This is a genomic window from Nocardia sp. NBC_00416 (assembly GCF_036032445.1).
Lineage (GTDB): Bacteria > Actinomycetota > Actinomycetes > Mycobacteriales > Mycobacteriaceae > Nocardia.
Genome location: NZ_CP107932.1, coordinates 6203532 through 6223644, shown reverse-complemented (window position 1 = coordinate 6223644; position 20113 = coordinate 6203532). Strand labels below are relative to the sequence as shown.

12 protein-coding genes and 3 pseudogenes are annotated in these 20113 nt (G+C 69.6%); 9 read left to right on the top strand and 6 right to left on the bottom strand.

Annotated elements, in window-relative coordinates:
- The first annotated feature begins 35 nt into the window (after positions 1 to 35).
- On the top strand, positions 36 to 1799 hold the full coding sequence (locus OG804_RS26920) for a serine/threonine-protein kinase (protein ID WP_328391151.1): 1764 nt from the start codon (positions 36 to 38) through the stop codon (positions 1797 to 1799).
- A 13-nt stretch (positions 1800 to 1812) separates the two neighbouring features.
- On the opposite strand, the gene OG804_RS26915 is transcribed toward OG804_RS26920, so the two are convergent.
- Positions 1813 to 2364 carry a histidine phosphatase family protein gene (locus OG804_RS26915; RefSeq protein ID WP_328391149.1) on the bottom strand — a complete coding sequence of 184 codons (552 nt, stop codon included), beginning with the start codon at positions 2362 to 2364 and terminating at the stop codon, positions 1813 to 1815.
- A 103-nt stretch (positions 2365 to 2467) separates the two neighbouring features.
- On the opposite strand from OG804_RS26915, the gene vapB reads away from it, so the two are divergent.
- From vapB to OG804_RS26895, 5 genes and pseudogenes are all read left to right on the top strand, one after another.
- Positions 2468 to 2761 (top strand): type II toxin-antitoxin system VapB family antitoxin, encoded by a 294-nt coding sequence (gene vapB, locus OG804_RS26910; RefSeq protein ID WP_328391147.1) that lies wholly within the window; start codon positions 2468 to 2470, stop codon positions 2759 to 2761.
- Between the two features lie 65 nt (positions 2762 to 2826).
- Positions 2827 to 3681, top strand: a pseudogene (locus OG804_RS32430) (DEAD/DEAH box helicase); the annotation flags it as partial.
- 102 nt (positions 3682 to 3783) lie between these two features.
- Positions 3784 to 7605 (top strand): annotated as a pseudogene (locus tag OG804_RS26905) (Lhr family ATP-dependent helicase); the annotation flags it as partial.
- 87 nt (positions 7606 to 7692) lie between these two features.
- A complete protein-coding gene (locus OG804_RS26900) occupies positions 7693 to 8472 on the top strand; it encodes a DNA-formamidopyrimidine glycosylase family protein (protein ID WP_328391143.1) in 780 nt (259 codons plus the stop codon).
- Positions 8473 to 8585: 113 nt separating this feature from the next.
- The gene (locus tag OG804_RS26895) at positions 8586 to 8774 is read left to right on the top strand and encodes a hypothetical protein (protein WP_328391141.1); all 189 of its coding nucleotides are present in this window, start codon (positions 8586 to 8588) and stop codon (positions 8772 to 8774) included.
- 25 nt (positions 8775 to 8799) lie between these two features.
- Here OG804_RS26895 and glpD read toward each other — a convergent pair whose 3' ends face one another.
- Positions 8800 to 10533, bottom strand: a complete 1734-nt coding sequence (gene glpD, locus OG804_RS26890; protein ID WP_328391139.1) for a glycerol-3-phosphate dehydrogenase — start codon at positions 10531 to 10533, stop codon at positions 8800 to 8802.
- Between the two features lie 210 nt (positions 10534 to 10743).
- Between glpD and glpK the strand changes: the two genes are divergently transcribed.
- Positions 10744 to 12240, top strand: coding sequence for a glycerol kinase GlpK (gene glpK, locus OG804_RS26885; protein WP_328391137.1), 1497 nt, complete (start codon positions 10744 to 10746; stop codon positions 12238 to 12240).
- On the opposite strand, the pseudogene OG804_RS26880 reads toward glpK, so the two are convergent.
- The 3 genes and pseudogenes from OG804_RS26880 to OG804_RS26870 all read right to left on the bottom strand — a co-directional run bounded on the left by OG804_RS26880 (position 12222) and on the right by OG804_RS26870 (position 15485).
- Positions 12222 to 13413, bottom strand: a pseudogene (locus OG804_RS26880) (aminotransferase-like domain-containing protein). The gene glpK and the pseudogene OG804_RS26880 overlap by 19 nt on opposite strands.
- Positions 13414 to 13498: 85 nt before the next feature.
- On the bottom strand, positions 13499 to 14239 hold the full coding sequence (locus tag OG804_RS26875; protein ID WP_328391135.1) for a hypothetical protein: 741 nt from the start codon (positions 14237 to 14239) through the stop codon (positions 13499 to 13501).
- Between the two features lie 436 nt (positions 14240 to 14675).
- Positions 14676 to 15485, bottom strand: coding sequence for a hypothetical protein (locus tag OG804_RS26870; RefSeq protein ID WP_328391133.1), 810 nt, complete (start codon positions 15483 to 15485; stop codon positions 14676 to 14678).
- A gap of 1000 nt (positions 15486 to 16485) precedes the next feature.
- Here OG804_RS26870 and OG804_RS26865 point away from each other — a divergent pair.
- Entirely contained in the window at positions 16486 to 17394 is a 909-nt protein-coding gene (locus OG804_RS26865; protein ID WP_328391131.1) for an IS5 family transposase, read from the top strand.
- 410 nt (positions 17395 to 17804) lie between these two features.
- Here the strand turns inward: OG804_RS26865 and OG804_RS26860 are convergent, their stop codons facing one another.
- Entirely contained in the window at positions 17805 to 19208 is a 1404-nt protein-coding gene (locus tag OG804_RS26860) for an NAD(P)H-quinone dehydrogenase (RefSeq protein ID WP_328391126.1), read from the bottom strand.
- Positions 19209 to 19620: 412 nt separating this feature from the next.
- Here OG804_RS26860 and OG804_RS26855 point away from each other — a divergent pair, with 412 nt between their 5' ends.
- On the top strand, positions 19621 to 20100 hold the full coding sequence (locus tag OG804_RS26855) for a gamma-glutamylcyclotransferase (RefSeq protein ID WP_328391124.1): 480 nt from the start codon (positions 19621 to 19623) through the stop codon (positions 20098 to 20100).
- The last annotated feature ends 13 nt before the right edge of the window (positions 20101 to 20113 follow it).

Sequence of the window (20113 nt, the reverse complement as noted above, 5' to 3'; positions counted from 1 at the left end):
GAGCCCGGGACCGGCGGTGACACGGAAGGATGCGCATGACCGGGCAGCGATTGGGCCGCTACCGGCTCGAGCGGTTGCTCGGCCAGGGCGGGATGGGCCAGGTGTGGCTCGCCCACGCCGAACCGTCCGGCCGGCCCGTCGCACTGAAACTGCTGCCCGCCGAACTCGCCGCCGACCAGACCTACCGGAGCCGGTTCGAACGCGAAGCCGAACTCGCTGCCCGGCTGCACGACAGCCATATCGTGCCGATCCACGCGCACGGCGCACTGGACGGCCGGCTGTACATCGAAATGGAGTACGTCGAGGGCGACGATCTGGGCCGCATACTGCGCGACGGCGGTGCGCTGGCGCCCGCGCGCGCCGTGGACATAGTCGGCCAGACCGCCGCGGCCCTGGACGCCGCGCACCGGGCCGGGCTGGTGCACCGCGACGTGAAACCGTCCAATATCGTCGTCCGGCGCGACGGTTTCGTGTACCTGATCGATTTCGGAATCGCGCACGGCGCCGGCACCACCGCCTTGACCGCGTCGGGCCTGACGGTCGGGACCTGGGCGTACATGGCCCCGGAACGGTTCACCGGCAGCACCGACGCCCGCGCCGACATCTATTCACTGGGCTGTGTGCTCTACGAATGCCTGGCGGGCATCCGGCCGTTCGGCGACACCGATCCGGCCCGCCAGATGCACGACCATCTCACGACCACCCCGCCGAGCGTGCGCGCATTGGTCCCGGGCGTGCCGCCGGAACTGGACCGGGTGATCGCCCGCGCACTGGCCAAAGAACCGGACGACCGGTACCCCAGCGCCGGGGAGTTCGCGCGGGCCGCGACGGACGCCCTGGAAGGTTCGGCGACCGTGCCCGTCCCGTCCGGCGGGGCGGCCGCGGAGCATCCCGGGACGCGCCACTACGAACTCGAGGACCACCCGGGCACCCGCCGCTACGAAACCCCGTGGGCGCCGGTCCGCCCGGCCACCCTGCGCTACGAGGCCGCCTCGGCTCCCCCGGGCACGCGGCCTCATACCGAATATGCACCGGCCGCGGGCGGATACCCGGCCGCCGCCGCTCCGGCAGCCGGGTATCCGGCGACCCGCGCCTACACCCGGCTCGAGACCGGGATCCGGCCCGGATACGGCAACCCCGCGACGCCTCATGGTCCGGCGAACGCGGGTTACCCGGGACCCGCTGTCGCGCCCGGCCGACCCGGGCCCCCGCCCGGAGCACCGCCCGCCCGGCGCGCACCCCGCACCCGTGGGGCGAAACCACCCCGGCGCCGCAAGAGCCTGCTGCGACGGATGCTGTTCTGGCTGATCGTCCTCGTGATCGTGCCGCTGGTACTGATCGGCGGGTGTGTGGCCGCACTGGTCGAAGGCGCCGGATCGATCCAGGTCTTCACCGGCGCAGACAGCCCCGCGGCCGATCCCGGCGGTCCGGTCCGGGACGGCAATTTCGAATTCGCCGTGATGAATGTCGAGTCCGACGTGACCACGATCGGTATCGAGCGCGCCGAGGGCGCGTTCGTCGTGGTCAGCTTCACCGTCCGCAATATCTCGGGCAAGCCCCAGACCTACCTGCCACTGGGCCAGGAACTGCGCGATACGGCCGGCGGGAAGTTCGGTCCGGACGTGACGGCCACCGCCCAGCGAGCGGCGGCAGCGGCCGGGCCCCGGACGCTGCAACCGGGTGAATCGCTGGGCACCCACCTCGTGTACGGGGTCCCGGCGGGCTCGGTACCGGCCAGCATGACGTTCCGCGACTTCCCGCTCTCCTTCGGCACCACCGTCGGGCTGAACGCGCAATAGTCGTCGGGCCCGGTCACACCACCCGCAGCGTCCACGCGGTGCGGTGATGCAGCCGGACCCGGCTACCCGGCGCCACATCGATCCGCCAGAAAGACTCCGGCGCCGCATCCAGGGCCAGGACCAGAACGGCCCGGATCACGGCCGGATGGGTAACCGCGACCGTATGCCCGCCCGGCTCTCCGGAGAGCTCGTCCAGCCACCCGTGCACGCGCTCCAGCACGTCCAGAATCGACTCTCCCCCGTGTTCGCGGTACCCGGGCTCGGTGAGCCAGCGCGCCACCTGCTCCGGCGGCAGCAGGCCGAGTTCGGCGCCGTGCCAGGCCCCGGCGTCGAGATCGCGTAATCTCGATAGTGGTGCGGCGTCCAGGCCGAGCAGTTCGGCAGTCTCTCTGGTCCGCCGTTCCGGGCCCGCGAGGATCCGCGCGCCCGCCGGTGGTTCGACCGACCGGTCCGTCAGCGCCGCGCGCCCCGCCGGGGTCAGCGGTTCGTCGGCCGGGAAGCGAGCCCCGCGCAGCGCCTCGGTGACACCGTGGGAGATCAAGTCGAGTTTGCGAACACCAGGCACCGTCGCAGCATAGAAATTCCGGACTGTCACCGGTAGTCGGCTCGCACCATTCCACCGGCTCCCGGCCTATCGTGCCCCGCTGCCAGCAGGAGGTGATCGAGGAATGACAGACATACTGATCCGTGCCGTGCCCGGCGCAGTGATCGACGAGATCGACCGGCAAGCCAGTGGCTTGGGTATATCCCGTACCGAATTCCTCCGCCGCCGACTCAGCCGGGAATTCCGGCCGGTCGGCGGACTGACCACCGAGGACCTGGTCCGGCTGGCCGGACTCATCGGCGATGTTCACTCGGGCGAACTCCCCTTCGCCGAACTCGCCGGCCCCGTTCTTCCCGACACCGAAATCCCCGGCCCCGGGCTCGCCGACCCGGATATGGTCGACGGCGCAAGCGCCTGACCTCGTCCGGACCCGCCCGGTGCGGAAAGGGCGGGTCCGGACGACTGTCGGTGCCCGGGTGCACACTGGGATCCGTGACCGAGTTCTCCGCCGCCACCCAGCAGTGGTTCGACGGTGCCTTCCCCGCGCCGACGGCCGCCCAGCTCGGTGCCTGGAAGGCGATCGCGGCCGGTGAGCACACCCTGGTCATCGCGCCGACGGGGTCGGGCAAGACCCTGTCGGCGTTCCTGTGGGCCATCGATCAGCTGGCCGCCGCCGATCCTCCGGTCCCGGGTACGTCGGTGCTCTACATCTCCCCGCTCAAGGCGCTCGCCGTGGACGTGGAAAGAAATCTCCGGGCGCCGCTGGTGGGTGTGCGCCAGACCGCGCACCGGCTCGGCCTGCCCGCGCCGGAGATCAGCGTCGGGGTCCGTTCGGGAGATACCACCGCGCCCGAACGCCGCCGGCTGCAGCGGACCCCGCCCGATATCTTGATCACCACGCCGGAATCGCTGTTCCTGATGCTCACCTCCGCTGCCCGGGAAACCCTGCGTGAGGTGCGCACGGTCATCGTGGACGAGGTGCATGCCATCGCCGGCTCCAAGCGAGGCTCGCATCTGGCCCTGTCGCTGGCCCGGCTGGACCGGCTCACCGAGCGCCCGGCGCAGCGGATCGGTCTGTCGGCGACGGTCCGGCCGCCGGAGGAGGTGGGCAGGTTCCTGGTGGGGTCGGCCCCCCTCACCATCGTGTCCCCGCCCGCGCCCAAGACCTTCGACCTCTCGGTGCGGGTCCCCGTCCCGGATATGACCGACCCCGGTGACATGACCACGGTCGGGGCCCGCCCCGGTTCTGGAGCGACAGAGCGAAGGAGCGCAGCGACTGAGCGCCGGAGTGAAGAACCGGGGTTGATAGGGCCCCGACCCGCCCCGCCGGAGGCGGGGCAAATAAACACGGTCGGGGCCCGCCCCGGTTCTGGAGCGACAGAGCGAAGGAGCGCAGCGACTGAGCGCCGGAGTGAAGAACCGGGGTCACGAGGGCCCCGACCCGACCCGCCGCAGGCGGGGCAATCAATACAACCCGGGTCGCTGTGGCCGCATGTGGACGAGGCGATCGTCGAACTCGTCCTCGAACATCGTTCCTCGATCGTGTTCGCCAATTCGCGGCGCCTCGCCGAACGTCTCACCGCCCGGCTGAACGAGACCTACGCCGACCGGCTCGGCGAGTCCGTCGAGACGGCGCACCCCCCACCCGCCCAGCTGGGGCCGTCCACCGAGGTCAACCACGGTGCCGAACAGCTGTTGGCGCGGGCGCACCACGGGTCGGTGAGCAAGGAGCAGCGGGCGCTGATCGAGGATGATCTGAAGAGCGGCCGGCTGCGCTGTGTGGTGGCCACCAGCAGCCTCGAACTCGGAATCGATATGGGTGCGGTGGATCTGGTGGTCCAGGTCGAGGCTCCACCCTCGGTGGCGAGCGGATTGCAGCGCATCGGCCGGGCCGGGCATCAGGTGGGCGAGATCTCGCGCGGGGTGCTGTTCCCCAAACACCGTACCGATGTCGTTCACTGTGCCGTGGCGGCCCAGCGGATGCTGTCGGGGCAGATCGAGGCATTGAAGATCCCCGCGCATCCGTTGGACATCCTCGCCCAGCAGACCGTCGCGGCCTGCGCGCTGGAGCCGCTGGACGTCGACACCTGGTTCGAGACGGTGCGCGGTACCGGAAGCTACGCCGCGTTGCCCCGCTCGTCCTACGAGGCGGTGCTGGATCTGCTCGCCGGACGCTACCCCTCCGACGAGTTCGCCGAGCTACGCCCGCGTCTGGTGTGGGACCGCGACGCCGGCAGTCTCACCGGACGGCCCGGCGCCCAGCGCCTGGCGGTGACCTCGGGCGGCGCCATCCCCGACCGCGGCATGTTCGCGGTGTACATGGTGGGCGAGAAAGCTTCGCGAGTCGGCGAACTCGACGAGGAGATGGTCTACGAATCGCGGGTCGGCGATGTTTTCGCGCTCGGCGCCACCAGCTGGCGGATCGAGGACATCACCTACGACCGCGTCCTGGTGACCCCCGCGTTCGGTCAACCCGGCCGGTTGCCCTTCTGGCACGGCGATTCCCTCGGCCGCCCCGCCGAACTCGGTGCCGCGCTGGGCGAATTCGTGCGCCGGGCCGGTTCGGAGAACTCCCCCGAAGCCCTCACGGAGCGGACCACGGCCGCCGGTCTGGACGAGAACGCCACCGCCAATCTCCGTGCGCTGCTGGATGATCAGCGTTCGGCGACCGGCCGGTTGCCCACCGACCGCACCCTGGTGGTCGAGCGTTTCCGCGACGAACTCGGCGACTGGCGGCTGGTCCTGCACTCGCCCTTCGGATTGCCGGTGCACGCGGCGTGGGCGCTGGCGGTGGGCTCCAGGCTCCGCGAACGCTTCGGGGTCGACGCCGCGCCGAACGCCTCCGACGACGGCATCGTGGTGCGGCTGCCGGATACCACCGACGATCCGCCGGGGGCCGAGCTCTTCGTCTTCGAACCGGATGAGATCGACGAACTGGTCACCGAACAGGTGGGCGGGTCGGCGTTGTTCGCGTCCCGATTCCGGGAATGCGCGGCCCGCGCGCTGCTGCTGCCGCGCCGCGATCCCGGACGGCGCGCGCCACTGTGGCAGCAGCGGCAGCGGTCGGCCCAATTGCTCGATGTGGCACGGAAATTCCCGGACTTCCCGATCCTGCTGGAAACAGTGCGCGAATGCCTGCGCGATGTGTACGACCTGCCGGCGCTGCGCGAGCTGCTCACCGCGGTGGCACAGCGAAAGGTGCGGCTGGTCGAGGTGGAGACCGCCACCCCGTCCCCGTTCGCCAACGCGCTGCTGTTCGACTACATCGGCCAGTTCATGTACGACGGCGACAGCCCGCTGGCCGAACGCCGGGCCGCGGCCCTGTCCCTGGACTCGTCCCTGCTGGCCGAACTGCTGGGCCGGGTCGAACTCCGCGAACTGCTGGACAGCGAGATCATCGCCCAGGTCGAGCTGGAACTGCAACGCCGCACCCCGGAACGCACGGCCCGCGACGCCGAGGGTCTGGCCGATCTGCTGCGGTTGCTCGGACCGCTCACTCCCGACGAGGCCCGGCAGCGCTGCCGGGCAGACCCCGCCGATTGGTTCGCCGAACTGGCCGACGCCCGGCGCGCGCTGGCGGTGTCCTACGCGGGCCAGGTGTGGTGGGCGGCGATCGAGGACGCCGCCCGCCTGCGCGACGCACTGGGTGTGCCTCTGCCGATCGGCACCCCGGCCGCCTTCATCGAACCGGTCCCCGATCCGCTCGGCGATCTGGTGGCCCGTTATGCCCGCACCCACGGGCCCTTCGGCACCGACGCGGTCGCGCACAGGTTCGGGCTGGGCGCCGCCGTCGCGGCGTCGGCACTGCAGCGCCTGGTCACCGAGAAGCGGGTGGTGGAAGGTGAGTTCACCCCCGAGACCGCCGGCACGGAATGGTGCGACGCTCAGGTGTTGCGCCGGTTGCGTCGGCGCAGCCTGGCCGCGGCCCGGCACGAAGTCGAACCGGTGTCCACCGCCGCCTTCGGCCGCTTCCTGCCCGACTGGCAGCACATCGGCACCGGAGAACTGCGCGGGGTCGACGGTGTGGCGACCGTGGTGGACCAGCTCGCCGGTGTGCCGGTTCCGGCGTCGGCATGGGAATCGCTCGTGCTGCCGGCCAGGGTCCGCGACTACACCCCTGCTTTCCTCGACGAGCTCATGGCCACCGGCGAGGTCCGCTGGTCCGGTCACGGCGCCATCAACGCCAAGGACGGCTGGGTCGCTCTGCATCCTGCCGATCAGGCGCCCTTCACACTGCAGCCACCGGACGAACCCGAGTTCACCGACGTCCATCTGGCCCTGCTCACCGCCCTCGGCGCGGGGCCCGCGGCGGCAGTGCCGCCCGAAGCGCTCACCACGCCCGTAGCCCAAGGGGGCGGCGCCTACTTCTTCCGGCAGCTCTCCGATACGACCGGTCTACTCGACGACGCGGCGGTCGCCGCCGCGTTGTGGGACCTCGTCTGGGCGGGAATCGTCTCCGGTGACACGTTCGCCCCGGTGCGGGCCCGCCTCACCGGGTCGACCCGGGCGCCCGCCGCGCACCGGACCCCGCGGCGCGCACCGCGCGGCCGGACCTACCTGCCACGACCGGCGATGCCGAGCCGTTCCGGGCCGCCGACCGTTTCCGGCCGCTGGTCGCTGCTGCCCGACCGCACGGCCGACAACACGGTCCGCGCGCAGGCGAGCGCCGATCTGCTACTGGAACGCTACGGCGTCCTGACCAAGGGGTCGGTGCAGAGCGAAGGCATACCCGGCGGTTTCGCCCTCATGTACCGGGTGCTCAGCGAATTCGAGGACCGCGGCCGCTGTCGGCGCGGCTATTTCGTCGATTCGCTGGGTGGCGCCCAGTTCTCCACCACCGATGTGGTGGACCGGTTGCGCACCTTCGAAGGCGACCGCCGACCGGACGGTTCGGCGCTGGCGCTCGCGGCCTGCGATCCGGCCAATCCGTACGGCGCCGCCCTGCCCTGGCCGAAGACCGCGGGCGAAGCCGGCCACCGTCCGGGGCGCAAGGCAGGCGCCCTGGTCGTGCTGGTCGACGGCGATCTGGTCCTGTATTTGGAACGCGGCGGGAAAACGCTGCTCACCTGCACCGAGGATCCCACCGCCCGGCAGGCCGCGGCCGGGGCGCTGGCCGGGTTGGTCCGCACCGGCCGGATGGACTCGCTGGTCATCGACCGGGTCGACGGCGAATCCGTGCACGGCAATACCTTCGCCGCCTTCCTCACCGAAGCCGGGTTCGCCTCCACCCCGCAGGGCCTGCGCCTGCGCCGTCGCCCATGACCCTTTCCCCGCACACCGCATGGAGCGCCGACGTGGAGACCCGGGGTCACCAGGGCCCCGACCGGGCGAAAGCGAGGCCACAGACACATGCCCGAAGGTGATGTCGTCTTCCTCGCCGCCGGCCGGTTACGGGCCGCGCTCGACGGCACGACCCTCACCCGCAGCGACTTCCGCGTGCCCCGGTACGCGACCGTCGACCTGCGCGGCCAGGTCGTGGACAGTGTGGGCAGCTACGGCAAGCATCTGTTCATCCGCACCGACACGGTCAGCGTGCATACGCATCTGAAGATGGAGGGCAGCTGGCGGGTGTTCCACTGCGGCCAGCGCTGGACCAAGCCGCGGGTCGCCGCGCGGGTCGTGCTCGGAACCGCCGAGACCGAGGCGGTGGGGTTCGACCTCGGGCTGGTGGAGGTGCTGCGTCGCGCCGATGAGCACACCGCCATCGACCATCTGGGCCCCGACCTGCTGGGCGCCGGTTGGGACCCGGCAGCGGCCGTGGACCGGCTCATCCGCGACCCGGACCTGCCGATCGGGCTGGCCCTGCTCGATCAACGAAATCTCGCCGGGATCGGCAATATCTACCGCAGTGAGATCTGCTACCTGCGTCGCATCCACCCGGCACGCCCGGTCGGCGAGGTCGCCGATCTCCTGGCACTCGTGCACGAGGCGCATCGGGTATTGCACCGGGCCGCGCATCAACCGCCGTGGCGACCGCTCGTCTACGGCCGTGCCCGGCTCCCGTGCCAGCGCTGCGGCACCACGCTGCGGGTCGACCTGCTGGGTGAGACCGCCCCGCGCCACGACCGGGTGAGCCGCCGGGAACGCGGAATCTACTACTGCCCGAAATGCCAGGTCCCACCAGCGTGAACGCCTACGCTGTCGCAGGTGGGCCGCCGCCTTCTCTGTGACGGCCGCCATGGGCGTGGTAATGATCGGCCGCTTTCCGACGACACACGGGTACCGCACTGGAAGCAGGTCCCATGAACACCCGAACCGTCCACTTGGCCGCCGTCACCGGCAAGCTGCTCTCCGCAGTGCTGGCCATAGTGGCCACCGTGGTGTTCTGCTATTTCCTCCTGCACCCCGCGGCGACACGGCAGGCGCCGGCGCCGGCGCAGCTCGGACCGGCCGCCACTACCGCACCGCCGCACCTTCCGGCCGCACACTGAGCGGCCGGTCGGCGGGCCCGCAGCGTCAGCCGCCGGGCGGGACCGGTTCCAGGATCTCGGGCCGCGGCTCGGGAGCGGCGATGCGCAGCGCGTCGGCGGCGGCGTCGTCCGGCTGGGTCTGCGAACGGACCTCGGCGTCCACCCGAGCCAGATAGGTCCCGATCTCGCGATCGGTCTCCGCATCGCTCCAGCCGAGTACCGGGGCGATGAGGCGGGCGACCTCCTCGGCGCATTCGGCGCCGCGGTGCGGGTACTCGATGGAGATCCGGGTGCGCCGCGCGAGGACGTCGTCCAGATGTAGCGCGCCTTCGGCGGCCACCGCGTACACCGCCTCCACCCGCAGGTAGGACGGCGCGGCGCCGATCGGCTGCCGCAGATCGGGACGGTCGGCGGCCAGGGCCATGACCTCGTCGATCAGCGAGCCGTACCGGTCCAGCAGATGCTTCACCCGGTACGGGTGCACCCCGTACTCTTCGGCGAGCGTCACGGTCTGGTTGACCAGCGCGAAATACCCGTCGGCGCCGAGCAGCGGGACTTTCTCGGTGATGGAGGGCGAGACGCGGACCGGGATGTCCTGTGCGGCCTCGTCCACCGCGTCGTAGGCCATCACCCGGTAGGTCGTGTACTTGCCGCCGGCGATCGCCACCAGTCCGGGCGCGATCCGCGCTACCGCGTGCTCCCGCGACAGCTTCGAGGTCTCATCGCTCTCCCCGGCCAGTAGTGGCCGCAGGCCCGCGTACACACCGTCGATATCGGCATGGGTCAACGGGGTGACCAGCACTTCGTTCACCCGGTCCAGCAGGTAGTCGATATCGGCTTTGGTGGCGGCCGGGTGGGCCAGATCGAGATTCCAATCGGTATCGGTGGTGCCGACGATCCAATGCGCGCCCCACGGGATCACGAACAGCACCGAGGTGGTGGTGCGCAGGATGATCGCGGCGTCGCTGATGATCCGGTCGCGGGGAACGACGATGTGCACGCCTTTGGACGCCCGCACATGGAACCGGCCCCGCTGCTGCGACAGCGCCTGCACCTCGTCGGTCCACACGCCCGCCGCGTTGATCACCACATGCCCGCGGACCTCGCCGGTGGTTCCGTCCTCACTGTCGCGTATCTGCACCCCGACCACCCGGTCGGCTTCCCGCAGGAAACCCACGACCTGGGTGGAGGTGCGGATCACCGCGCCGTAGTGGGCGGCGGTGCGGGCCACGGTCATGGTGTGACGGGCGTCGTCCACCACTGTGTCGTAGTAGCTGATCCCGCCGATCAGCGAATTTCCGCGCAGACCGGGCGCCAGCCGCAATGCGCCGTGACGCGACAGATGGCGTTGTCCCGGAACGGATTTGGCCCCACCCATGGTGTCGTAGAGGAACAGTCCCGCCGCGACATAGGGCCGTTCCCAGGCGCGCCGGGTGAGCGGGTAGAGGAAGCGAAGCGGCTTCACCAGGTGGGGCGCCAGCCGCGACATCGACAGTTCGCGTTCCTTCAACGCCTCGCGCACCAACCCGAATTCGAGCTGTTCGAGATACCGCAGGCCGCCGTGGAACATCTTCGACGACCGGCTGGAGGTACCCGAGGCGAGGTCCCGCGCTTCCACCAGCGCCACTTTCAGCCCGCGGGTGGCGGCGTCGAGCGCGATCCCGGCGCCCACGACACCGCCGCCCACCACGATCACATCGAAATGGTCCTTGCCCAGACGGTCCCATGCGGCTCGACGCTGATCGGGTCCGAGAAACTGCGATCCCGGCTGTATGGTCACTTTCCCTCCTCGCGAGCAGGTACATGCGGTTCGCGGAGGCCGAAGCGAAGGCGGAGGCATCGCATCATCGGTTCCGACTCCTGGAGTACGTCATCGATCGGGTCAGCTGTGGGTTTGCGCGTTCGATCTACAGCCTAAGGGGAATCACCCGGCAAACGTCGGCAGGGAGACACCCGTCACGGGACCACGGAATTACGTTAGCCTCCTGCCATGCGCTATGTGGCCGCCGTCGACCAGGGCACGACCTCGAGCAGGTGCATCCTGTTCGACCGGCAGGGACAGATCGCGGGCGTGGCCCAGCGGGAACACCAGCAGATCTTCCCGAAGCCGGGCTGGGTCGAACACGATCCGGAAATGCTGTGGCGCAATACCGAATTCGTGCTCGGCGCGGTATTGGACGAAGCCGGGCTCACCGCGGCCGATATCGCGGCGGTCGGGGTCACCAATCAGCGCGAGACCACCATCGTGTGGGAGCGCGATACCGGTCGTCCGATCCACAACGCCGTCGTCTGGCAGGACACCCGCACCGACCGCCTGTGCACCGAACTCGCCGGGACTCACGGCGCCGACCGGTACGCCGACCGCACCGGCCTTCCCCTGTCCACCTATTTCTCCGGGCCGAAAGTGCGCTGGATCCTGGATACCGTGCCCGGCGCGCGGGAGCGCGCCGAGGCCGGGGAACTGTGTTTCGGCACCGTGGACAGCTGGCTGCTGTGGAAACTGACCGGCCGGCACATCACCGATGTCACCAACGCCTCCCGCACCCTGCTCATGGATCTGCGCACCCTCGAATGGGACGAACAGATCTGCGGGGAGATCGGTGTGCCGACCGCCGTCCTCCCGCAGATCCGGAGCTCCTCGGAGGTGTACGGGGAGATCAGCGCGGGACCGCTGGCGGGAGTGGCGGTAGCGGGAATCCTCGGCGATCAGCAGGCCGCGATGTTCGGCCAGGCCTGCCTGGCGCCCGGCGAGGCCAAGAACACCTACGGCACGGGCAACTTCATGCTGCTCAACACCGGCACCACTCCGGTCTTCAGCGAACACGGCCTGCTCACCACGGTGTGCTATCGGCTCGGCGACCAGCCGCCCGTCTACGCGCTGGAGGGATCGATCGCCGTGACCGGGGCCCTGGTCCAGTGGTTCCGCGACAATCTCGGCATCATCTCCGCGGCGCCGGAGATCGAAGACCTGGCGCGCACGGTCGACGACAACGGCGGCGCCTATATCGTCCCGGCGTTCTCCGGACTGTTCGCCCCGCGCTGGCGGCCCGACGCCCGCGGAGTGATCGCGGGCCTGACCCGATTCGTCACCAAGGCCCATCTCGCCCGCGCGATCCTGGAATCGACCGCCTTCCAGACCCGCGAGGTGATGGATGCCATGCGCGCCGACGCCGAAGCCCGGTCACTGGATCTGGCGGCGACGGCGCTCAAGGTCGACGGCGGGATGGTCGCCAACGATCTGCTCATGCAGTTCCAGGCCGATATCCTCGATCTCCCGGTCGTGCGCCCGATGGTCAACGAGACCACCGCGCTCGGCGCCGCCTACGCGGCGGGCTTGGCGGTCGGTTACTGGCCGAGCACCGACGATATCCGGGCCAACTGGACCGCGGACAAGACCTGGACGCCCACCATGTCCGCCGCTGATCGCGAGTCCCGGCTGGGCGACTGGAACAAGGCGGTGGAACGCACCTACGACTGGGCCGAATGAACCGGGGTCAGGTCCGCGGCTCGGGCCAGGCGCGTCATCGCCTCGGCGAGGACCTCCGGGGCGGCGGTGGTGAAACACATCCGCATGGCCCGCTCATACGGGTTGCTCACCGCGAAAGCCCGTCCCGGTACGAAGGCGACACCCGCGTCCAGCGCCCGGGGCAACAGTTCGGAGGTGTCGGTATCGTCGGTGAACTCCGCCCAGACGAACATTCCCCCGGACGCTTCCGAACACCGCAACCGGTCACCGAAGTGGGTGCGCGCCGCGTCGACCAGGGCCGCGGCTCGGGTCGCGTAGACACCACGGACCGTGTCGAGATGACCGGTGAGCCAGGCGGTATCGGCGAGTAGCTCGGCGGCGATCTGCTGGGTGAGTGCCGAACCACACAGGTCGGCACCCTGCTTCAGCAGTTCAACGGCCCGGCACACCCGCTCCGGGGCCACCATCCAGCCCACCCGCAGGGTCGGCGCGATGATCTTCGATGCCGAGGACAGCCGGATCACCGCGCGCGAATACGACGCCACCGGTAGCGGTGCGGGCCGGTCGAAGAACAGGTCGCCGTAGGGATCGTCCTCGATCACCCAGAACCCGTGCTCCTCGGCCAGCGCCGCGAGTGCCTGCCGCCGGCGCGGGCTCATGGTCACACCGCCGGGATTGTGGAAATTGCTCACCGTGTGCACGACGGCCGGCCGCTCCCCACGGGCGATCGATTCCGCGAGCAGATCGACCCGCATGCCCTCATCGTCCAGCGGCACCGCGGCAATGCGCGCACCGGCGGCCCGGAAGACCTGCAGTGCGCCGACATAAGCCGGGTCCCAGCGCGCCGGGGTCCAGTAGCACGTCCGCGAGCAGCGATAGCGCCTGCTGCGACCCGTGGGTCACGAAAACCTCCGAGACCCCGACGGCCCGGCCCAGCCGGGCCGATTCCCGCTGTGCGAGCACCTCGCGCAGCGGACCCCACCCCGGCGATTCGGTGTACTGCAATACCGTGTGGGCGCCCAGGGCCGCCTCGGCCGCGGCGGCGATCCGCGCGCCGGGCATGAGTGCGGCGTCGGGCAGACCGCCGGCCAGACTGACGATATTCGGGTCGGCGGTGAGTTTCAGCAGGTCGCGAATGGCCGAGCTGGTGAGGCCGGCCAGCTTGCCGGCCAGCGGCGGTTCGTGATGGGACATGAGGCCTCCGGGGATATCACCTGGTAGTTATCCCGATCATCCCATGAATTACCACGATATGGCATTGTGATTTCACATTGTGAGATCAGCCCCGGTCCGCGATCACCCACAGCACGGTCTTGCCGTCCCGATCCACCGTGGTCACCGTCTGCTTGTACACCGTCTTCTTGCCGCTCGGCTGCAACTCGATGAGGTCCACATCGAAGGAGGCGGGGGCACGTTCGGTGATCCGGACACAATGCTCGGTCCCCGCCGGGATATGCGTATCGATTGCGTCCTGAATCGTCTCCGCCGAGGAAATCGCCGGCGAATCCGCCGCGACGTACTCACGGGCACCGACACCGCTGCGCTCCACATAGAACTCGTGCTGGAATCCGAGGATCGCCCCCGGACCGTTGGCCGTATCCCCGACGCCGTCGCCCACGGTCACCCCGCCGTCCTGACTCGCCGGACAGCTCAGCGCGGAACTCGGGTCGGCGGCCGGTGCCGCCGACGGCCCGTCGTCACTGCTGCTGACCACGACGATGGCGACCCCGACGGCGATGAAAGCGACCAGCACCGCCGCCACCGTGACGATCCGGCCGACCGGGACACTGCGGCGCGGTTTCGCCGACAATGCGCCCGCCACGGACTGCGGAGTGAGTTTCTGCGCGATCGGATCGCTGTCCCAGGACAATCCCCCGGCCCGGGGCCGCGGCGCCGTCTGGTCGGCGCCACCGGACTGGTTCGGCGCCGACCAGCGCGGGGGTTCCGGCGTGGTCGCGTGCCGGACCGTGGTCTGATCCGATTCCGGGGCGCGTTCGGCTCCGGGTGTCTTGCGCGGCACCGGGTCCGGCGGGATCTGATGCCGGACCGTGGTCGAGTCGGTCTCCGGTGCCGCCGGGGCCGGCCGCACCAACGGGCGGGAGGGCGGTGCCGGACGAGAGACCGGAGTGGAACTTTCCGGCGCCCGGTACTGGGGCGGCGGCGGAGGCACCGGCGGCGACTCCGCAGGTGCGGGGCCCGATCCGCCCGCCGGGCGCCAGGTCAGCCCCGAATCCTGCGGGCGCGGCTCCGGTTTCCAGCCCGATACCGGTAATTCGCCCGTCGGCGGGCCGAACCCGGACACCGGTGGTCCGAACTCCCCGGTGGGGGGTCCGAAATCCGCCCGATCGGGTTCGCGCTCTCTACCTTCACCCTCGCCGGTCACAGCCCATCCCTTCCGAGACACGCGGGTGGGGCGGCCGTGTTCGACCGCCCCACCCGGCAAGATTTCACTCGTGTCAGTACTGGAGTGAACCACCCCACTGGGTGTTGACACCAGCGAGATTGATCGTCTGCTCCGGGTAGTTGCCCGGCGGCAGCAGCGGCGGCGGAGGCTGAATCTTGGACGCGGCGTCCAGAGCGGCGGCGCCGCCCGGCTGCTGGGCGATCCAGTGTTCGACAGCCGCTTTCGCCGTGTTCACCGGTGTCGTATCAATTGTGTGATCGAGCCGGTTGTCCGGCAACCCGTTCCCACCGGTGAAGGTCGAAACGTTGATGGTGTTCTCGTCGACGAACTCCACCGAGATACCGGCCTCGCCCGTACCGGTCGGGGTACGGAAACCGGCGGTACCGACATATCCCGACTGGTTGGAGAAGTGGTGGGTGTTGGCGAAGCTCCCCGGAGCCAGCGACCCGCCGTCGAGCGCGGCGCCGATCTCCATATGCGGGCCCTGCATCTCGACGACCGGCGCCACGGGCGCCTCGTCCAGACTCGGCGCCTGCCACTGCGGGGTCTGCGGCTCGATCAGGGTATCGGTTTGCGGTTCACCGGGCTGCGCGTCGCCCCCGGCGGCCGGCGGCGGCGCGGGCTTGTCACCCGGCTGCGCGGGCGGCTGCGGGCCCTGGGGCGTATTCGGCGAGATCGCCGGCTGCGCCGGTGCGGGCTGACCCGGCACGGGCAGCGGCGCCACGCGCGGCGTGGTGACACCCGGCTGCGTGGGACCCGTCAGTCCTTGTTCGCCCTGGCCACCCTGCTCCGGGGTGGTGACACCGGGCTGGCTCGGGCTCGGCGTGGGGCTGGCGCCCGGCTGATCCTCGTTGTTCTGCACACCCGGCTGACTCGGAGTGGTCTCCGGTCCGCCCTGGTTCTCGTTCGTACCCGGCTGCGAAGGCGCAGGCGCAGGCGTCGTCGGCGTGGCCGGCTGATCGGTCGGAACGGCCCCCGCCGGCGACGCGAAAATGGCCATGGCCGCAGCAGTCGCAAGAGGCAGCGAAGTGCTCGCCACCGCCCGGCCCGCCCGGTTCGGCTTACGATGTTTCACTATTCGCCCAATCCCTTTCCCAGATGCGGCGCCACCTGCGGTCCGCGTCCAGTTCTGTCTCATCCGAGACACGAACTCCAGCGGGTGACCCGAATGGGCCGTTCGCTGTCCGAGTCCGAAAGGACGAACCCCCCGGCACCAAACCTCGCGACCGCCCGCCGATCGCATCTCTGCCTGGGAAGTGAACCATACTCGAGCAGTTCCGGCAATGTGACGAAAACTCACCACCGGCAGGAACACTCAGGGGTGAAACACGAATGAAAAAGCAGTGACGCGATCAGGAACTCCGGCTCGATTCCAGCGAGGCAATTCCTCCACGAAAACCTTCTCCGGATAACCGGCATCCCCGGTCGAAGCCCGCCCGGTCCCGGAACAAGATTTCGAAAGCCACCGACCGACAGGAATAACAACCCCGACCCTCCGAATGATCACCCCCGAGGCCGGGGTTGACAAGGGCTCCGACCGACCCGCCGAAGGCGGGGCAAACAAACACGGTCGGGGCCCGCCCCGGTTCTGGAGCGACCAGAGGGAGGGAGCGCAGCGACCGACCGGCGGGAGTGAAGAACCGGGGTTGACGAGGGCCCCGACCCGCGCCGCCGCAGGCGGCGCAAATAAACACAGACCTTCACGAGCTGGTCAATCTCCCACCTCCACCGCTAGGCCGCGTTTCATAAGCCCGATGGTGTGGGATGGAACCCGTTGTCCGGGTTGAGAAGTTGGTGATGTGGCGAGGTCTCCGGTAGTTGGTTGAACGACCAAGCACAACCGGAAACCAACCGGAGACCTCGTGAACAGCGTAACGGCAACGTGCCGTGCGGATCTGACTGATGCTCAGTGGGCGAAACTGAAACCGCTACTACCTGCTGGTATGAAGCCGGGTCGGCCACCGCGGTGGTCGAAACGCCGGTTGATCGACGGGATCCGGTGGCGGATCCGGACCGGCAGCCCGTGGCGTGATATTCCGACAACGTATGGGCCGTGGCAGACGGTGTACGGGTTGTTCCGCCGCTGGCAGCGTGACGGCACGTGGGAATCGATACTGACCGCGCTGCAAGCCCACGCCGACGCGGGCGGCGAGATCGAGTGGACGGTGAGCGTGGACTCCACGATCGCCCGTGCGCACCAGCATGCGGCGGGTGCCCGCCGCGACTTCGACGGTCAGGTCGAACCGGCGGGTGGTTTCGACGACGAACCCGCTGACCACGGTCTGGGACGGTCGCGGGGTGGGTTCACCACGAAGCTGCATCTGGCCGCCGACCAGGGCCAGCGGCCGTTGGCTCTGGTGATCACACCTGGTCAGTGGGCCGATTGCCCGCAGTTCACGACGGTGCTCGGCGAAATACGGGTGCCGCGACTCGGGGTCGGTGGCACCCGGTCGCGACCGGATCGGGTCCTGGCCGACAAAGCCTATTCCTCGGCGGCCAACCGTGCTTACCTGCGGCAACGCGGGATCAAGGCAACCATCCCGATCAAGGCGGACCAGGCAGCGCATCGCGTGGCCAAAGGAAACGCTGGCGGCCGGCCGCCAGCGTTCGACCCGAACCTCTACAAACTGCGCCACGCCGTGGAATGCACGATCAGCCGCCTCAAACAGCACCGCGCAGTCGCCACCCGCTATGACAAACTCGCTGTCCGCTACCTGGCCACGGTCCGCGTCGCCGCAATCAACCTGTGGTTATCCGGCCACGACTTATGAAACGCGGCCTAGGGCCACGACGAGTCGGCACCGACAACGCAGCAGTGCCGTTCGATGCCTGCACGACTTGCGCCCGCAAATCCCGTTTCTTCCGGACGGCCGGTGCGCCCCGGTTCCGGAGCAACACCGCAACCGCCCCTGTCAGATGGTCGGCCTATGTGGTCGGGGCCCGCCCCGGTTCTGGAGCGACAGAGCGAAGGAGCGCAGCGACTGAGCGCAGGAGTGAAGAACCGGGGTTGACAAGGGCCCCGACCCGCCCCGCCGAAGGCGGGGCAAACAAACACAGTCGGGGCCCGCCCCGGTTCTGGAGCGACAGAGCGAAGGAGCGCAGCGACTGAGCGCAGGAGTGAAGAACCGGGGTTAACGAGGGCCCCGACCCGCCCCGCCGAAGGCGGGGCAATATATACAGCTCACCCCAGATCGTCGTGGCGCATGAGCTGGCGGGCCGCCTCCATGACCGAGCCGGTGAGCGACGGGTACACCGAGAACGTCTGCGCCAGATCGTTCACCGTCAGGTTGTTCTGCACCGCGAGCGCGATCGGCAGGATCAGCTCCGAGGCGATCGGGGCGACCACCACTCCGCCGATCACCACACCGGTCGCCGGCCGGCAGAAGATCTTCACGAAACCCCGGCGCAGGCCCGACATCTTCGCTCGCGGATTGGTGTTCAACGGCAGCATCACCGTGCGCGCCGGGACCTCGCCGTTGTCGATGGCGGTCTGACTCACTCCCACCGTCGCGATCTCCGGGCGAGTGAACACCGCTGACGCGACCGTTTTGAGCCGGATCGGGCTGACCCCTTCTCCCAGCGCGTGGTACATGGCGATCCGGCCCTGCATGGCGGCCACGGACGCCAACGGCAGCAGACCCGTGCAATCGCCGGCGGCATAGATACCGGGGACCGCTGTCCGTGAGACACGATCGACCCGCAGATAGCCGCCGCGGTCGAGTTCGACACCGGCTCGATCCAGGCCGAGGTCACCGGTGTTCGGCGTCGATCCGACGGTCATCAGCGCGTGCGACCCGGATACGGTGCGGCCGTCGGACAGGGTCACCAGCACCCCGTCGTCCGTGCGCTCCACTTTGTCTGCGCGCGCGTGCTTCACCAATTCCACCCCGCGTTCGGCGAACGCGTCCTCGAGCACGAGCGCGGCGTCGGCGTCCTCCCCCGGCAGCACCCGATCCCGGCTGGACACGAGGATCACCCGCACGCCCATTTCCGTGTACGCGGAGACGAATTCGGCACCGGTCACACCGGAACCGACCACTACCAGGGTCTCGGGGAGTTCCGCGAGATCGTAGAGTTGACGCCAGTTGAGGATCCGCTCTCCGTCCGGCTCGGCCCCGGGCAGGACCCGCGGTGACGCGCCGGTCGCGAGCAGCACTACTTCGGCCTCGACGATCTCCTCGGCTGCATCGGGAAACGACACCTCGACCCGATGTGTCGACCGCCCCGATCCCGGTCCGGCCAATCGGCCCCGGCCCGGCAGTACGCGGACCCCTGCCGCCTGCAACTTGGATCGGATATCGGAGGACTGCGCCAACGCCAGCGCCTTCACCCGCTCGTTGACCTCGGGCAACCGCACCTCGGCCTGGCTCGGGTCGAGCGTTATCCCGAGGTTGCGCGCGCGCCGCAGGTCGGTCCGCACACCGGTCGAGGCGATGAAGGTCTTCGACGGCACACAGTCCCAGAGCACACACGCTCCGCCGATGCCGTCGGAGTCGATCAGCACGACCTGCGCCCCGTGCTGGGCCGCGACCAGCGCCGCCTCGTAACCTGCGGGTCCGCCACCGATGATCGCAATGCGGGTCATACGTTCCCCTGTCCTAATCACCCGCGCCCGGCGCGGCAGCTACGCGGCCCTCACTCGCCGCGTCAAGCCTAATAGGTGCTGCTGGGCGCAGCCCATCCGCAGTCCGCGCATGGCCGGAGCGAAGGCGGAGGTACGCACTATCGGCACAGCCGGGCGCAGCCCGATCCACAGTCGCGCATGGCCGGAGCGAAGGCGGAGGTACGCACTATCGGCACAGCCGGGCGCAGCCCGATCCACAGTCGCGCATGGCCGGAGCGAAGGCGGAGGTACGCCTAATAGGTGCTGCTGGGCGCAGCCCATCCGCAGTCCGCGCCCGCCCGCAACAGCGCGTCGACCGCGCCGAAGCGCATCCCTGAACGCGTTTTACGACGCCCCGTACCGGTGAGAGCCGCCACACAACTAAGCTGCCGGTGTGCCGATCTACGCTGCCTACGGGTCCAATATGGATTCGACCCAGATGCTCGAGCGCTGTCCGCACTCCCCCATGTCCGGGACGGGCTGGCTGGAGGGCTGGCGCCTCACGTTCAGCGGGGACGACATCGGGTGGGAAGGTCCGCTCGCCACCGTCGTGGAAGAACCCGGATCCCGGGTCTTCGTCGTGCTCTACGACGTCTCCACCGAGGACGAGCAGCGGCTGGACCGTTGGGAGGGCTCGGATTTCGGCATCCACCGCAAGATCCGCCTCCGCGTCACCCCCAGTCCCGGCAGCGGCACCCAGCCGATCCTCGCCTGGCTGTACGTATTGGACGCCTACGAAGGCGGCCTCCCCTCGGCGCGATATCTGGGCGTGATGGCGGACGCGGCGGAGAAAGCCGGGGCCCCAGAGGAGTACGTGCACGCGCTGCGCACCCGCAACAGCCGCAATGTAGGACCCGGGAACAACTTCAGCTGAGCGGGCGGGTCGC

Bases quoted from the DNA above. Each gene is read 5' to 3' on its own strand.
- vapB (WP_328391147.1), top strand. From the start codon at position 2,468: ATGACAGACATACTGATCCGTGCCGTGCCCGGCGCAGTGATCGACGAG.
- OG804_RS26895 (WP_328391141.1), top strand. From the start codon at position 8,586: ATGAACACCCGAACCGTCCACTTGGCCGCCGTCACCGGCAAGCTGCTC.
- OG804_RS26900 (WP_328391143.1), top strand. From the start codon at position 7,693: ATGCCCGAAGGTGATGTCGTCTTCCTCGCCGCCGGCCGGTTACGGGCC.
- OG804_RS26860 (WP_328391126.1), bottom strand. From the start codon at position 19,208: ATGACCCGCATTGCGATCATCGGTGGCGGACCCGCAGGTTACGAGGCG.
- glpK (WP_328391137.1), top strand. From the start codon at position 10,744: ATGCGCTATGTGGCCGCCGTCGACCAGGGCACGACCTCGAGCAGGTGC.
- OG804_RS26920 (WP_328391151.1), top strand. From the start codon at position 36: ATGACCGGGCAGCGATTGGGCCGCTACCGGCTCGAGCGGTTGCTCGGC.